Source organism: Akkermansia sp. GGCC_0220, from assembly GCF_017566105.1.
Taxonomy (GTDB): Bacteria; Verrucomicrobiota; Verrucomicrobiia; order Verrucomicrobiales; family Akkermansiaceae; genus Akkermansia; species Akkermansia massiliensis.
The window spans coordinates 1-15,382 of the sequence record NZ_JABFCI010000018.1 but is presented as its reverse complement, the minus strand read 5'-3'; the positions used below and the strand labels follow the sequence as shown (position 1 = coordinate 15,382).

General features: G+C 56.4%; 10 protein-coding genes and 1 CRISPR repeat array. Of the genes, 7 read left to right on the top strand and 3 right to left on the bottom strand.

What is annotated here, in order from left to right; translation table 11 throughout:
* Positions 1 to 2: 2 nt before the first annotated feature.
* Entirely contained in the window at positions 3 to 1,520 is a 1,518-nt protein-coding gene (locus tag HJW02_RS11380; protein WP_022398060.1) for a cellulose synthase family protein, read from the bottom strand.
* A gap of 135 nt (positions 1,521 to 1,655) precedes the next feature.
* On the opposite strand from HJW02_RS11380, the gene HJW02_RS11375 reads away from it, so the two are divergent.
* A complete protein-coding gene (locus HJW02_RS11375; protein WP_102736636.1) occupies positions 1,656 to 2,555 on the top strand; it encodes a hypothetical protein in 900 nt (299 codons plus the stop codon).
* 18 nt (positions 2,556 to 2,573) lie between these two features.
* Positions 2,574 to 2,951: an ApaG domain gene (locus HJW02_RS11370; protein WP_102721718.1), complete on the top strand. Its 378-nt coding sequence runs from the start codon at positions 2,574 to 2,576 to the stop codon at positions 2,949 to 2,951.
* A 147-nt stretch (positions 2,952 to 3,098) separates the two neighbouring features.
* Here HJW02_RS11370 and HJW02_RS11365 read toward each other — a convergent pair whose 3' ends face one another.
* Entirely contained in the window at positions 3,099 to 6,614 is a 3,516-nt protein-coding gene (locus tag HJW02_RS11365; protein WP_022398057.1) for a DEAD/DEAH box helicase, read from the bottom strand.
* 303 nt (positions 6,615 to 6,917) lie between these two features.
* Here HJW02_RS11365 and HJW02_RS11360 point away from each other — a divergent pair, with 303 nt between their 5' ends.
* From HJW02_RS11360 to HJW02_RS11340, 5 genes are read left to right on the top strand one after another with little or no spacing between them, the layout of a single operon-like run.
* On the top strand, positions 6,918 to 7,403 hold the full coding sequence (locus tag HJW02_RS11360; RefSeq protein ID WP_022398056.1) for an Lrp/AsnC family transcriptional regulator: 486 nt from the start codon (positions 6,918 to 6,920) through the stop codon (positions 7,401 to 7,403).
* A gap of 27 nt (positions 7,404 to 7,430) precedes the next feature.
* Entirely contained in the window at positions 7,431 to 8,600 is a 1,170-nt protein-coding gene (locus tag HJW02_RS11355; RefSeq protein WP_102721717.1) for an aminotransferase class I/II-fold pyridoxal phosphate-dependent enzyme, read from the top strand.
* Between the two features lie 13 nt (positions 8,601 to 8,613).
* Positions 8,614 to 9,393 (top strand): CPBP family glutamic-type intramembrane protease, encoded by a 780-nt coding sequence (locus HJW02_RS11350; RefSeq protein ID WP_102721716.1) that lies wholly within the window; start codon positions 8,614 to 8,616, stop codon positions 9,391 to 9,393.
* Between the two features lie 43 nt (positions 9,394 to 9,436).
* Positions 9,437 to 10,132, top strand: a complete 696-nt coding sequence (locus tag HJW02_RS11345) for a YdcF family protein (RefSeq protein ID WP_102721715.1) — start codon at positions 9,437 to 9,439, stop codon at positions 10,130 to 10,132.
* A gap of 51 nt (positions 10,133 to 10,183) precedes the next feature.
* Complete coding sequence (locus tag HJW02_RS11340) at positions 10,184 to 11,761, top strand: glycine--tRNA ligase (RefSeq protein WP_102721714.1); 1,578 nt, start codon at positions 10,184 to 10,186, stop codon at positions 11,759 to 11,761.
* Here HJW02_RS11340 and HJW02_RS11335 read toward each other — a convergent pair.
* Positions 11,742 to 12,113 carry a hypothetical protein gene (locus tag HJW02_RS11335; protein ID WP_146018213.1) on the bottom strand — a complete coding sequence of 124 codons (372 nt, stop codon included), beginning with the start codon at positions 12,111 to 12,113 and terminating at the stop codon, positions 11,742 to 11,744. The genes HJW02_RS11340 and HJW02_RS11335 overlap by 20 nt on opposite strands.
* Positions 12,114 to 12,141: 28 nt before the next feature.
* Positions 12,142 to 15,359: direct repeats of the CRISPR family, unit length 31 nt; unit sequence GTCGCACCTTCACAGGTGCGTGAATTGAAAC.
* Positions 15,360 to 15,382 lie beyond the last annotated feature (23 nt).

Genomic DNA, 15,382 nt, shown 5'->3' with positions numbered 1-15,382 from the left:
TGTCAGTTCTTGGCTTTGGCAGTTTGCTTGGCGGGCAGCAGGTTGGAGATCATGCGGCCCAGGGAGCAGAACCCCGTGTAGTAGAATCCCAGGAAGGGAATCATCAGGATGGGGGAAAGGTAATGGCCCTGGCGGATCATGATGATGATCAGGTTCAGGAAGAAGGTGCCGCAGGCGATTTCCAGGACGGGGATGACGACGGACTTGATGGCCCTGTATCCGTTGCGCTTGAGCTGGGAGACATGCTGCCTGTTTTCCTTCTGGTCCACCCCGTACTTGGGCGTGCGGACGAAGGCGGACTGATGGCCGAAGATGGCTTCCAGAACGGCCTTGGCGTTGTTGACCGCCATGCCCACGCTCAGCGTGAGGAGAAGCGGCAGGTAGGGCAGCTCCTTCCACCAGGATTTGGGGCGCACCACGATCTGGGCGCTCATGTAGAAGATGCAGACGGCCACGCTGGTCATGAAGAACAGGGCCACGTTCACGAACCACATGAAGACCGTTTCATTTTCCGGAATGCGCTGGGTGCAGATGGGGTACACCAGGAAGCAGAGCAGGGCGAGAAGGAGGTAGGAGTAATTGCAGGTAAGGTGCGTGGTGGCCTCCACCTTGGCCTTGAGGGGAGCCTTGGAACGCCAGATGTCCAGCAGGATTTTCTGGCAGACCTGGATGGAGCCCTTGGTCCAGCGGTGCTGCTGGGACTTGAACCCGTCCATGTCCACGGGGAGTTCCGCCGGGGTGACGACATCGTTCAGGTAAATGAAGCGCCAGCCCTTGAGCTGGACGCGGTAGGAAAGGTCCATGTCTTCCGTCAGGGTGTCATGGGACCAGCCGCCCGCATCCCCGATCACGCACTTGCGCCACATGCCGGCGGTGCCGTTGAAGGTGAAGAAACGCCCGGAACGGTTGCGCGCCGTCTGCTCCATGGCGAAGTGGCCGTCCAGGTACATGCCCTGCACGCGGGTGAGAAGGTTGTATTCCCGGTTGATATGGCCCCAGCGGGTCTGGACGAGGCCCACGCCTTCATCCGTGAAGAAATGGATGGTTTTTTGCAGAAGGTCCGGTTCCGGAACGAAGTCGGCGTCCAGAATCAGCAGGAATTCGCCCTTGGCCACCTTGGTGGCCGCTTCCAGCGCGCCGGCCTTGAAGCCCGTGCGGTCCGTGCGGTGGATGCAGACGGCGTCAAAGCCGCGGGCCTTCAGTTCCTCCACCTTGCGGTAGCACTGTTCCGTGGTGTCGTCTGTGGAATCGTCCAGAATCTGGATTTCCAGCTTGTCCTGAGGATAATCCAGAGCGGCTACGGATTCCAGAAGGCGGTCCACGACGAACTTCTCATTGAACATGGGGAGCTGAACCGTAACGACGGGCAGTTCCTGGAAGCGGGACTTGGGCTGGGGCTTGTTGTTGCGGTTCTTCCAGTACAGGTAAACGATGCTCAGGCGGTGAAAGCCGTATCCGGCCAGGCCGACGAGAACCAGAAGATAGCACAGGAGCCAGATAAAATTGTAATTTAAAGACATGCGGGGCTTGCAAAGGGTGTTTGGTATCTTTTTGCGTCAGGCGCGGGGGATTTCCTTGACGTGACGCCCGTATAAGACACCATAGGGCGAGAGTCAAGACATATTCCGTTTTGCTTAACCTTTTTGAGTGTTGTTATGAAGAGATTGTATGTGCTGGCAGCGGCTGTATCCGTCACGGGGGGAATGGCGTTTGCCGCCCCGAAGGAAAATGCCCCGGAGAAGGAGGAAGCCGTTCTGGATGTGCAGACGCCGCCGCCCGGCAAGCAGGACAGGCAGGGCCAGCCGGCCATTCCGGAACGCCTGCTGGACGACTCCCACATGAATGAGGAGCTGGGCATCAACGAATTTACCGCGCCGTCCATCCGCAAGATTTTTGAAGACCTGGAAGGGCTGCCGGAAATTCCGGAGAACGTGGCGTTGCGCGCGCGTCCCGAACGCCCCCCCATGGACCGCTGCTCCCTGGCTCTCCAGCTTGGCGGCATGATGGCGGACGGCTTTGTGATCGTGCAGTGCGGCAAGATGAACGAAGTGAAGCCCATTGCGCTGGACCTCTCCAGCTATGCGAAGGCCATCGGAGCCGGGGAACGGGTGAACCGCCATGCTGCCAGCCTGCTGAAAAATGCGGAAGACGGGGATTTGAGCAGTTTCAAGAATAATCTGGCCCTGATTCAGTCCGACGTGGAACAGGAGCTTGCCTCCCTGCGGGATTCCGACATGGCGAACCTGATTGGCCTGGGAGGATGGATACGCGCCCTGGATGCCGCTACCGCGGCGCTGGATAACAAGTTTGCGGAGGACAAGGCGAAGGTCATCTTCCAGCCGGACGTGCCGGAATACTTCCATTACATCCTGGACGGGGTGGAGCCGGAAATGAAGGAACGCCGGGACATTGCAAAAATCATGAACCTTCTGACGACCTTGCAGGAGCAGATGACGCTGGCTCCGGACGCCAAGCCCACCAAGGCGGGCGTGGAAGCCATCCGCAAGACGACGCTGGAGCTGATGAAGGCGGCCCTGGCTCCCGTGGAATCATAATTCCTCTCCGGTTCCCGTATGGTTCTCCCCCTCCTGACCAGCCTGGAAGTGCGGCTCACGCCGCGCAGCCTGTATTCACGGGATGAAAAGCTGGAGCGGATGGTCCGTGACGACGGGCGCATTCCCGTGCCCTACAATGTGAGCATCCGCAATACGGGGGAAGGCGCCGTGCGCATCATCGGTAAAAAGTGGACCGTCCGTTCCCATGAAGACGGCACGCAGGTGATTGAAGGGGATGAACTGTTCGGTTCCCGCCCCCTGTTGTGCCAGGGGCAGATATTTGCGTTCAACGGCCTCCAGATGCTGCGCCTTCCTGCGCGCATCCAGTTAACTCTTCTTGTGCGTGACGAGGCCGGGATTCTTTATCATACGGACCCTGTCAGCCTTAAATGGTGAAATAAAAAAGCCCTGCATGAAATTGCAGGGCTTTTTTATAGCGATTAATGATGAGAGATCAGAGAGTAGGGAAAGAATGAGCGGACCAATGTCCGGAAGTTGAAATAATTAATCTCTACTCACTACTCTCTACTCACCGCCATCGGCTTAGCCTTCTTCGTCATCCCCGTGGTTGAGGATGAAGTTCAGGTCGTCAATGCCCAGGCTGGAGGTGAAGCCCTCGTCACCCAGCACGTTGGCGACGAGCTGGTTCTTCTGATGCTGGAGGATGCGGATTTTTTCTTCCACGGAGTCCTTCGTCAGCAGGCGGTAGGCGATCACCTTGTTCTTCTGGCCGATGCGGTGCGTACGGTCAATGGCCTGGCTTTCCACAGCCGGGTTCCACCACGGATCATACAGGACCACGTAGGAGGCGGAAGTAAGGTTGAGGCCGGCGCCCCCGGCTTTCAGGGAAAGCAGGAAGACGGACGGGTCCTTGGTAGTCTGGAATTTTTCAATTTCCCCGCGGCGGTCCTTGGTCTGGCCGGTAAGGTAGTTAAGCGGCCTGTTTTCCGCTTCCAGCCGGTTCTTGATAATTTCCAGCATGGAGACGAACTGGGAGAAGACGAGCACCTTGTGCCCTTCCTCCCGGAGCTGGTCCAGCAGGTAGAACAGGGCGGTCATCTTGGCGCTGTCTTCCTTGGCGTACTTGGGGTCCACCAGGCCGGGGTGGCAGCAGATCTGGCGCAGGCGCATGAGGCCCTGCAGGATGGCGAAGCTGTTTTTCTTGACGGATTCGTCTGAATCCAGGCCGAGCAGGGCCTGCTGGATGCGGCGGAGTTCCGCCTTGTACAGCTGGCTCTGGATGCCTTCCATCTTGGCGTACACTTCTTCTTCCGTCCTGGGGGGCAGGTCCTTCGCCACCTGTGATTTGGTGCGGCGCAGCAGGAAGGGTTTCAGGCGCGCGGCCAGGCGGTTCTGGCTCTGCGGGTCCTTGCGCTTGTCAAAGCGCTTCTTGAAGTAGGAACGGGAACCGAGAACGCCGGGCATGGAGAAGGCCATGAGGGACCACATGTCCAGCAGGCGGTTTTCAATGGGCGTGCCGGAAAGGACCAGGCGGTTGTAGGAGACGATTTCACGGGCGGCCTTGGCGGCCTTGGAATCCGGGTTCTTGATCTGCTGGCCTTCGTCCAGGATGACCGTGAGCCACTTGATCTGGTTCAGGGTTTCTCCGCAGACGCGGAGCTGGGCGTAGTTGACCACGACCATATCGTAATTCTTCCGGATGTCGTCCAGATTGGCCTGATCCTTGCTGCGGATGACGAGTACGCGCACGCCGGGAGCGAATTTCTCCGTTTCCCCGGCCCAGACATCCAGCACGGACTTGGGGCAGACGATGAGTACCGGAGGAACGGCGATTTTCTTCTTGGATTTGTTTTTGCGCGCGAATTCCTCACGCAGCCAGAGCACGTAAGTGATGGATTGGATGGTTTTGCCCAAACCCATGTCGTCCGCCAGAATGCCGCCGAAGCCGTTCGTGGCCAGATAGGCCAGGAAGTGGAAGCCGTCCACCTGGTACGGGCGCAGGGTGGCCTGGAGCTGGGAGGGGACGTCCGGCTTGACGTCGATCTTGATTTCCGCGGTGCGGTCCTTGATGCGTTTCCAGGCCTTCGGGTCGAACACTTCCGCGGCCTTCGGGTCCGCAAGCTGCATGGCGTGCATGCGGTGGGTTTCCCCGGAGAGGTCGAAGGGGTCCAGGCCCAGGCGGGTGACGGCGTCGCGCTGGTCGTTGTCCAGCTTGATTTCCAGGCGCATCCAGCCTCCGTCGTCCATGCGGACGTAGCCGCCTCTGGCGGCGACCAGGGCGCGGATTTGTTCCTTGGAAAGCTGGACGCCTTCCACGTCAATGACGATGCGGAGGTCAAACCAGTCAATCTCCTGGTTAACTACTTCAAACCGCACGGCGGCGGCCACCGGGTCCGCCAGCAGCGTCTTGAGCTTGTCATCCATGTTGACGGTCAGCTCTTCCGGGAGCTGCTTGGCCCACTCCGCAAATTTTTCAGGGAACTGCCGGGTAACGCGGGCCTTGAAAGCGCCCACCTGGGGATCATAGGAGAAGCCCATTTCTTCCAGCAGGCCGGGAATGGGATAGAGGTGCTCCCGGATGAAGCGCAGCAGGGCCTTGTTTTTCATGGGCTCCTGGTGAGCGACGTCCCAGCCGTCCTTGCCGAGTTTTTCCGTGCGGTAGCCGGAAGCGTCCCTGGCGCTTACTTCACAGAGCACGTGCTCCGTTTCCGCGGAGGTGAGGCCGCGGACAATCTTCATGTCAAAGGTGCCGCGGAGGTCAATGTCCACCACGCGGTCCTCCATGCTGGGGGGAAGGGAAGCGCCGATCTTGCGCAGGAATTCCACCCCTTCAAGGCTGTCGATGACCTGCTTGGGAATGGAATAGCGGGGTTCCACTTCCGTGCTCTCCAGCCAGCGGGGGGGGCCCGGGAACACGGTTTCGTCAGACTGGTACAGCTCCTGCTGGCCGGGAAGCTGGCGGACGGAGTGGGAGACGTTGATGCCGGTGGACGTGGCGAGCTGGAGGGCGTAGCAGTCCGGCTCAATGGGGTCGTCCTGGCAAATCCACTTGAGCGGTTCGTCCACTACCTTGAAATAATTTTCATCCAGGTTCACCAGGTAGCCTTTCAGGGCGGGCTGGTGGAAAAGCTTGTTCATCAGGGCGCACGCGGCTTCCTGGTCCAGGTCCAGCGTCAGGGCGTCTTCCGCACGGGCGTAATCGGACAGGGACACAAGGAGGATTTCCGTCTGGGCATCCATGCGCACGGCAGCGCGTTCATGCAGGTTTTCCAGATGTTCCAAATCCTGCTTTTCCCGGACGGGAATCCAGTCCTGCTTCAGGGAATGGCGGTATTCGAAATGGCCCTCGTTGATGGTGGAAACGAGCCTCATGAACAGCTCTCCGCGGGGCGGCTGCGGGGGCCGTTCATTCACGGACTGGATGCGGTCATACCAAGTGCCTACTTCACGGGAACGCTCCCATTCGTGAATCTTGCGCTGAACTTTTTCCAGGTCCGTGATGGATTCCATGAATTCCGGGTAGGGCAGGCGCCTCTTGTTGAAGGCGTAGGCGATGTAATTCCAGAATTCAAGGATGTTCGTGGGAGGCACGGGCCACAGCTCCAGCGGGTCATAGCTGACGATTTCCCAGCGGGGATTCAGGCGCACCATGTCATGGTCATGGATTTCCTGCTCAATGGCGAAACGGCGGTAGCGCTTCTCAAGCTTGCTGACGTAATCCGCTTCCTTGTCGTCCAGTTCGCGGCCCAGCTTCTCTTCCAGAATATCCAGCAGGGGAACGTCGTTAAGTTCGTTCGGGGACTCCGGAAGATCCTGGCCGCGGTACATGCGTTCCAGCATGGCGGCGTACATGGCCGCTCCGGCCAGATCCTCGTCTTCCGTGGAGCATGCCCCGAACCACCTGTTGCCCTGGAGGCGGAGGTTCACGCGGTGTACGCCGTGCGCATCTTCCACACGGCCCTGAATATACAAATGATTGCCAAAGATTTGCGTAACCGCTCCGTCTTTCTGGAGCTTCTCGCCGCGCAGACGGATTTCTTCCGGAAAGGCATTGAGAAAGTTCAGGGTAGCCCTATCCGGGTTAAGTGCCATGCTCATAATATCAGACTGTCATATAAAAATTGGAAACAAGCGTTCCTTGTAAAGGGACGCTACAGGTCTATGCACTTTACTATGGCACAAAAGGCGGATTAGAGCAACTATTCTCTGAAAATAATTCCAACGGATGTTTGAAATAATGGTTATCTTATTGAAGGCAATAGCATTATATTCTCGGAACGGCGGCTGTTTTTTGAAGAAAAAGAACGTATTTTATTATGTTGGAAAGAACGGATGTCAGCCTTGCGTAACATGTGTTCTTGACACGTTCGCTATAAAAGGGTCTTTTATGCCTGAAATTTTATGTCCACTGCATCACTTCTACAGTTACTGGCGACTCAAGCCCGCTTGAGCGATGGCGAATTGGCCGAACGTCTTGACATGACTGAAGAAGCCGTTCGAGCCCAGCGGGAGCAGTGGGAAAAGGAAGGCGTGATTCTGGGCTACCAGGCGGTGGTAAATGAGGAATACGAACACGACAGCAGGGTAGCGGCCTTCATTGAAGTAAAAATGACGCCCGAACGCGATGGCGGCTTTGACCGCCTGGCGATGCGCATCTCCCGTTTTGACGAAGTCTCCTCCTGCTATCTGGCGAGCGGCGGCTTTGACCTGCTGGTGCTGGTGGAAGGAAAAAGCATGCGTGACATTGCCCGGTTTGTGGCGGAAAAACTGTCTACGCTGGAAGGGGTGCTGTCCACTTCCACGCACTTCCATCTGAAAACCTACAAGAAAAACGGCTGTGTGTTCGAGGCCCCCGCGCAGAATGAACGCCTGGCTGTTGCTCCGTAAGTCCCTGCCGACACGAAAGAAATCATCATGAACTGGCAGAACAAAATTGCGGAGCAGGTAAGCTCCATCCCCCGTTCCGGCATCCGGGAATTCTTTGACCTAGTCACGGGACGGACGGACATCATCTCCCTGGGCGTAGGGGAACCGGACTTCGTCACCCCCTGGAACATCCGGGAAGCGGCCATTTACTCCCTGGAAAAGGGGCACACCTCCTATACCTCCAACTATGGACTGGAATCCCTGCGCCGTTCCATCGTCAAATACGTGGACGGCTTCTTCCATGTGAAATACGATCCCCTGCATGAAGTGCTGGTGACCGTGGGCGTGAGCGAAGCCATTGATCTGGCGCTCCGTGCCATTCTGAACCCGGGGGACGAAGTTCTTTACCATGAACCCTGCTATGTCTCCTATGCTCCCAGCGTGAACATGGCCTATGGCGTGGCTACTGCCGTGCCCACAAGCAAGCAGGACCTTTTCGCCCTTAACCCGGCGGTGCTGGAAGCCGCCATTACACCGCGGACCAAGGTGCTGATGCTCAATTTCCCCACAAATCCGACCGGGGCCGTGGCCCCTGTGGAAACCCTTCAGGAAATTGCCCGCATCTGCATCAAGCACGATCTCGTCGTGCTGACGGATGAAATCTACAGCGAGCTGCGCTACGACGGCAAGCCGCACGTTTCGATAGCCTCACTGCCTGGGATGAGGGAACGCACCCTGCTGCTGCACGGCTTTTCCAAGGCGTTTGCCATGACGGGCTTCCGCCTGGGCTATGCCTGCGGACCGGAGCCGCTCATCTCCGCCATGATGAAAATTCATCAGTACTCCATGCTCTGCGCTCCTATCACCTCCCAGGAAGCGGCCATTGAAGCATTGCAAAACGGAACCTCCGCCATGATGAAAATGAGGGAAAGCTACCGCCAGCGGCGCGATTTCCTGGTGAAGCGCTTCAACGAAATAGGCTTGGACTGCCATTTGCCCGGCGGCGCATTCTATGTCTTCCCGGACGTCTCCAAATTCGGACTCACCAGCAAGGAATTCGCTACGCGCCTGCTGATGGAAGAGCAGGTGGCCGCCGTGCCCGGTACCGCTTTTGGTGCAAGCGGGGAAGGCTTCCTGCGCTGCTGCTATGCGACTGCCTTTGACCAGATCAAGGAAGCCTGCAACCGCATGGAGCGTTTCGTGAAAACTCTTTCCTGACCCCTCCGCGTCCATGAACTCCGTCCCGGAGGCCCTGAAAACAAGGGCGTACGTAGCGCCGTTTGCGGTGTTCATGGGCTTTACCCTGCTGTGGCAGCTTGGCGGGTCGTTCCTGGAATGGAACCACCCCGCCGCCGCCTGGTGGAGAAGGGCGCCGGAGCAATGGCTGTACCCTGTGCAGGCCATCGTCTGCTTTGTCCTGGTCCTGTGGTGGAGAAAAGCCATTGACTGGGACTGGAAATGGAAACCCGCCGCATGGGGAATCCTCTTCGGCGTGCTGGGCATCCTGTGCTGGCTGGCCCCTACGATGGCGGCGGACCGTCTGCCGGGCGGTCCGGATGCATGGTTTGGCCACCCCTCCTGGCCATGGTACCGGTACCTGCTGGGAATTGACATGCGCCCGGAAGGCTTTGATCCCGGCGTCGTCTTTGCCCCGGATTCCTGGAGCTGGCTGGCGGCGCTGGTCCTGCGCTTCTTCCGTGCCGTGGTGGTGGTGGCGCTGGTGGAGGAACTCTTCTGGCGCGGTTATCTGATGCGCCTGATGGTGAACCTGGACCATCCCTGGAAAATCCCCTTCGGCACGCATAGCTGGAAAGCGTACTGGGTGACCACTCTCTGTTTCATGGCCGTGCACCAGCCTGTGGACTACTGCGGCGCCTTCATTTACGGTTCCCTAGTGTACCTGCTTGCCGTCTGGCAGAAAAACCTGTGCTCTGTCATCGTCATGCATGCGGTGGCGAATGCGCTGCTGGGATGGGCCGCGTTGGAATGGGGCAAATACGGACTGTGGTGAATCCGGCGTTTACAGAAAGGAACTTCTTGGGTACATAGGGCCGATGACTCCGGAAGAAGCGATAGAAATTTTGTGGGAATACCATCATGTGAAGCAGGAGCTGCGCCCGGCGGACCTCATCTTCATCCTTGGTAGCAATGACGTGCGGGTGGCGGAATATGCGGCGGAACTCTATGCTCGGAAGCTGGCTCCCCTCTTGCTCTTTTCCGGCGGGATGGGGCGTTTTACAGGGGAATGGGCCGTGCCGGAAGCGGAACTCTTTGCTGAGGCGGCCATGAAAAAGGGAGTGCCGGAAGACCGTATCCTCATTGAAAATAAATCTACCAACACCGGGGAAAACGTCCGCTTTTCCCGTACAATCCTGAAAAAGGCCGGCATCCCGGACCCTGCCAGCCTCATTGCCCTGCAAAAACCGTACATGGAGCGGCGTACGCTGGCTACGCTCCAGGCCCAGTGGCCGGAACCCGGGGTGGCAGTCAGTTCCCCTCCCGTAAGCTTCCGGGAATACTTGACCCCGGAACTGCCTCGGGAGCTGGTTGTCTCCGCCATGGTGGGGGACTTTCAACGGATACTGGAATACCCCCGGCAGGGATTTTCCACGGAACAGCCCGTAACTCCGGAGGCGATGCAAGCCTTCCGCACGCTGGTGGAAGCCGGATATGACTCCCAGCTGCTCAAGGGGGTTCCCCTCCCCTGGAATTCTCGAGAAGACACGCTTTTTGCTTTCACTGGCCGCTGATTGCGGTCATCAATACAACCCGCATAGCCAACCCAATCTATATATCTTATCATGGCAGACAGAACCAATACAGATCCCGCCCGAATGGAGAAAATCGTGAGCCTCTGCAAAAGGCGGGGCTTCATCTTCCAGGCAGCTGAAATCTATGGCGGGCTGAATGGTTGCTGGGACTACGGTCCCATGGGCGTGGAACTCAAGCGCAACCTCAAGGAATACTGGTGGCGTAAAAACGTGCAGGAACGCGACGACATGGTGGGGATGGACGGCTCCATTCTGACGCATAACTCCGTGCTGGTCGCCTCCGGCCACGTGGGCGGCTTCTCCGACCCGATGTGCGACTGCCTGCTGACCAAGGAACGCCTGCGCGCGGACCAGATCCCGGCACAGAGCGGCACGGGCTTCTTCTACACCGGAGCCTCCAGAAAAGATGGCTCCTGGAGCGTGGAAAAGGAATACTCCGTGCTGGTGGACTCTGAAAAACAGGCGGACAGGGCCCGCAAGACTGCGGCCCAGTACTATGCCCAGCTGGCTGGCAAGGACGTCTCCCACAAGGAAATGGAACTTAAAGGAGAACGCATGGAACCCATTACGGACTCCACCATGTACAACCCCGCCAACGGTTCCCTGGTGACGGAAGCCCGCGAATTCAACCTCATGTTCAAAACGACCATCGGGGCCACCTCCGATGAAAATGATCCCAATGCTACCGGCTGGCTGCGCCCGGAAACGGCCCAGTCCATCTTCTGCCAGTACAAGAACATTCTGGACAGCTCCCGCGTGAAGCTCCCCTTCGGGATTGCACAGATAGGCAAATCCTTCCGCAACGAAATCAACCCGCGCAACTTCACCTTCCGTTCCCGCGAATTCGAACAAATGGAAATCGAATACTTCTGCCGTCCGGAAGACGGCCTGCGCCTGGTGGATGAATGGCTGGAACACCGCCTCAGCTTCTATGATGAAGTAGGCGTGCCGCGTGAACACATTCATCTGCTGGATGTTCCGGACGGTGAGCGCGCCTTCTACTCCAAGAAAACCTACGACCTGGAATATGAATTCCCGTTCGGCATTCAGGAACTGGAAGGCATTGCCTACCGCACGGACTATGACCTGAGCTGCCACCAGAAAGGCTCCGGCCGTCCGCTGGAATACTTTGACGAAGAAACTCGGGAAAAATTCATTCCCCATGTGGTAGAACCCTCCGCCGGGTGTGACCGCACCATTCTGGCCATCATCTGTGAAGCCTTTGATGAAGAAGAACTGGTGGATGACAAGGGCAAGAAAGACGTCCGTACCGTGCTCCGCTTTGTGCCCCGGATGGCTCCCATCAAGGCCGCCATTTTCCCGCTGCTCAAGAAAAACGAGGAACAGGTGCGCATCGCCCGAGAAATTGAAAAAACGCTCCAGCCGTGGATGCCCGTATTCTATGATGAAACGGGAGCTGTTGGCCGCCGCTACCGCCGCCAGGATGAAGTGGGCACCCCCTTCTGCATCACGGTGGACTTTGAAACCCTCGGAGAAAACGATGCCTCCCTCAAGGACACGGTAACTATTCGCCACCGCGACTCCATGGAACAGGAACGCGTCGCCATCAAGGACTTGCTGCACTGGCTCATTGCCCGTGTGCGTTAACGGCGCCTTTGGCGGCTGCTGATGCCGCAAAACACTTCAAGGCCGCTCCATATTGAATGGAGCGGCTTTTTGTTTTCGGAATGGCAGAGAAGGAAAAAGTTGCTGGACGATAGGCCGCTGACCATCTAGCATTAAAAACAGGTTGGTGAACCAGATGGGAATCAGCAATTCCAAAATGAATGCTGAACCGCTGATCTGTTTGCGCCAACCCCAAGCTCACAGGAATTCCCCGGTAGATCGGCGATTCCTGTAAGTCCTTGAAATCAGCAGATTGACATTCCCTCCAATAAAATATAAGGCGTAAGGAATATGCATCCTGAAAGAGGTTGGCGCAAAAAGCGATTTGTACCACTAACTTTCAACGCATATCCCCTTCCGCCGTCGCACCTTCACAGGTGCGTGAATTGAAACCCCCAGTCTGGTTTACGGTTGTCGATTCCAGCCGGTCGCACCTTCACAGGTGCGTGAATTGAAACCGTGAAGGGCACGCACATACCCATGTTTGCGGACGTCGCACCTTCACAGGTGCGTGAATTGAAACTTTTTGGCAGGGGCCGCAACCGGGGCGGCTTCCGGTCGCACCTTCACAGGTGCGTGAATTGAAACAAATTGAGCAGAAAATTTCACCAGCCACCCAATAGTCGCACCTTCACAGGTGCGTGAATTGAAACCGGTGCAACGTCAGATTTTCCGAAAACTGAAAAGTCGCACCTTCACAGGTGCGTGAATTGAAACCGCCGGTCCTGCTTCGCCAGGATGACCAGCTCCCGGTCGCACCTTCACAGGTGCGTGAATTGAAACTGGCAATGTCTTTGTGCTGGCAACTTCCACATCCTGTCGCACCTTCACAGGTGCGTGAATTGAAACCACGCACAGGGAGAGAAGCCGGGACCGTATGGAGTCGCACCTTCACAGGTGCGTGAATTGAAACCGGTCATGAAGCCCCAGAGGCTCGTCGGAAGCAGTCGCACCTTCACAGGTGCGTGAATTGAAACGGCGCAGACGGCGCGCAAAAAATCAATGCCTACGGTCGCACCTTCACAGGTGCGTGAATTGAAACTACCTAAGTTGCTGACGGTGTAGAGCTTTCGCAGGTCGCACCTTCACAGGTGCGTGAATTGAAACCGTTCATGCGATTATTTTCTTTACTTTTTTACCGGTCGCACCTTCACAGGTGCGTGAATTGAAACCCTTTGTCCAGCATTTCCACCCTATAGCGGGCCGTATGAGGTCGCACCTTCACAGGTGCGTGAATTGAAACCCTTTGTCACTTCCCGTCCGGCAAAAGCCGCGCTGTCGCACCTTCACAGGTGCGTGAATTGAAACGTATAATCACCGTAATGCAAAGTAGTGCGACAAGTGTCGCACCTTCACAGGTGCGTGAATTGAAACCGGCTCCCCCTGCTCTATACGTCCGCAACGTACTAGTCGCACCTTCACAGGTGCGTGAATTGAAACCAGTGCCCGCAGTCGTCGGGACGCTCGTGGGTATGTCGCACCTTCACAGGTGCGTGAATTGAAACAAGGTAGCAGTTAGTCATCCGGCAACCCGGATTTAGTCGCACCTTCACAGGTGCGTGAATTGAAACCTTCAATATGCGACGGAAGTCAACATTGGACTTGTCGCACCTTCACAGGTGCGTGAATTGAAACTTCATCCACCGCTACTATCTGACGCCGGCGGAATGTCGCACCTTCACAGGTGCGTGAATTGAAACTGTGCAAAGAGAAGAGCACCATAGGCGGCACCCGGTCGCACCTTCACAGGTGCGTGAATTGAAACCACACGTTACGAAGGAACTCGCCAACACCAGAGTGTCGCACCTTCACAGGTGCGTGAATTGAAACTTGACAATGGCAGGAGTTCTGCTATTGTCACCCTGTCGCACCTTCACAGGTGCGTGAATTGAAACCACGTTGAGCGTTTCAGAATAGCCCGGCTCACTCGTCGCACCTTCACAGGTGCGTGAATTGAAACCGGGCGATAGCCTTGGCCCCCGTATTGATGAGGCGTCGCACCTTCACAGGTGCGTGAATTGAAACGTCGCTGGTCAGATGCTGGTTGATGTAGGCCCTAGTCGCACCTTCACAGGTGCGTGAATTGAAACTAAAGTCGATTGCCATAATCTTTTGTTTTGGTTAGTCGCACCTTCACAGGTGCGTGAATTGAAACAAGCCGGGGAACTGCATGGCCCCGCCATTGTGGGTCGCACCTTCACAGGTGCGTGAATTGAAACTCCCGTATAGATAGCTTGAACGACAATCGGAACATGTCGCACCTTCACAGGTGCGTGAATTGAAACTGATAATAAAAAGTATAAATCAGGTTATGACGCGTCGCACCTTCACAGGTGCGTGAATTGAAACCAGGTCGGCGAATCCCAGCGGGCGGACCGCGTCAGTCGCACCTTCACAGGTGCGTGAATTGAAACTCCGGCTACCGACTGGGACCGGCTGCCGGAAACTGTCGCACCTTCACAGGTGCGTGAATTGAAACCCCGTCCAAACTGTACTGCGCTACTGGTCTAACTGTCGCACCTTCACAGGTGCGTGAATTGAAACTTTTGCCAAGAGGCAATCCCTGACCATGCGGGAGTCGCACCTTCACAGGTGCGTGAATTGAAACGCGTTCGCGGCTGTTGGTAGCCTGCCTGGACGTGTCGCACCTTCACAGGTGCGTGAATTGAAACTTTGCTTTTCGCCGTCGTCATCCAGTCCGTCAGCGTCGCACCTTCACAGGTGCGTGAATTGAAACGTGAGTGATCGCGTGTTTCGCTCGAATGATTCTAGTCGCACCTTCACAGGTGCGTGAATTGAAACTATTCGCTTTTGATTTTCATTTATGTATTTCCCGTCGCACCTTCACAGGTGCGTGAATTGAAACGCCCTGGTGGCATGAATAGCTTAAACACTATACAGTCGCACCTTCACAGGTGCGTGAATTGAAACCCTGCCCCCACAATCTGCATAACTTCCTCATGTTGTCGCACCTTCACAGGTGCGTGAATTGAAACGTTCTTCGCTCATAGCAAAAGTCTGATTTTTAATGTCGCACCTTCACAGGTGCGTGAATTGAAACCGGATGAAGCGTTTGATGCAATCGGGGATGATGCGTCGCACCTTCACAGGTGCGTGAATTGAAACTATAATCATTAGCAATTAATCAAAAAAACAAAAGGTCGCACCTTCACAGGTGCGTGAATTGAAACTATGAGAAACGTTGAATTATGCGTGGTTGCATGGTCGCACCTTCACAGGTGCGTGAATTGAAACTGTTCGCACTAGCTGCGTGTGCCTCCTACATTAGTCGCACCTTCACAGGTGCGTGAATTGAAACCATGCAGTCCAGCACTCCCGGCAAGCCCTCTTCGGTCGCACCTTCACAGGTGCGTGAATTGAAACTATTCTTGGTGCGATGGACCTGTAGCTTTCAACCTGTCGCACCTTCACAGGTGCGTGAATTGAAACTCGCAGTATGCTATGACATTAGGCCTGAAAAACTGTCGCACCTTCACAGGTGCGTGAATTGAAACTCCGTGTAATATCCCACAAAAGAGAGACAAAGATGTCGCACCTTCACAGGTGCGTGAATTGAAACTCCGTGTAATATCCCACAAAAGA

Bases quoted from the DNA above. Each gene is read 5' to 3' on its own strand.
- HJW02_RS11380 (WP_022398060.1), bottom strand. From the start codon at position 1,520: ATGTCTTTAAATTACAATTTTATCTGGCTCCTGTGCTATCTTCTGGTT.
- HJW02_RS11375 (WP_102736636.1), top strand. From the start codon at position 1,656: ATGAAGAGATTGTATGTGCTGGCAGCGGCTGTATCCGTCACGGGGGGA.
- HJW02_RS11370 (WP_102721718.1), top strand. From the start codon at position 2,574: ATGGTTCTCCCCCTCCTGACCAGCCTGGAAGTGCGGCTCACGCCGCGC.
- HJW02_RS11365 (WP_022398057.1), bottom strand. From the start codon at position 6,614: ATGAGCATGGCACTTAACCCGGATAGGGCTACCCTGAACTTTCTCAAT.
- HJW02_RS11360 (WP_022398056.1), top strand. From the start codon at position 6,918: ATGTCCACTGCATCACTTCTACAGTTACTGGCGACTCAAGCCCGCTTG.
- HJW02_RS11355 (WP_102721717.1), top strand. From the start codon at position 7,431: ATGAACTGGCAGAACAAAATTGCGGAGCAGGTAAGCTCCATCCCCCGT.
- HJW02_RS11350 (WP_102721716.1), top strand. From the start codon at position 8,614: ATGAACTCCGTCCCGGAGGCCCTGAAAACAAGGGCGTACGTAGCGCCG.
- HJW02_RS11345 (WP_102721715.1), top strand. From the start codon at position 9,437: ATGACTCCGGAAGAAGCGATAGAAATTTTGTGGGAATACCATCATGTG.
- HJW02_RS11340 (WP_102721714.1), top strand. From the start codon at position 10,184: ATGGCAGACAGAACCAATACAGATCCCGCCCGAATGGAGAAAATCGTG.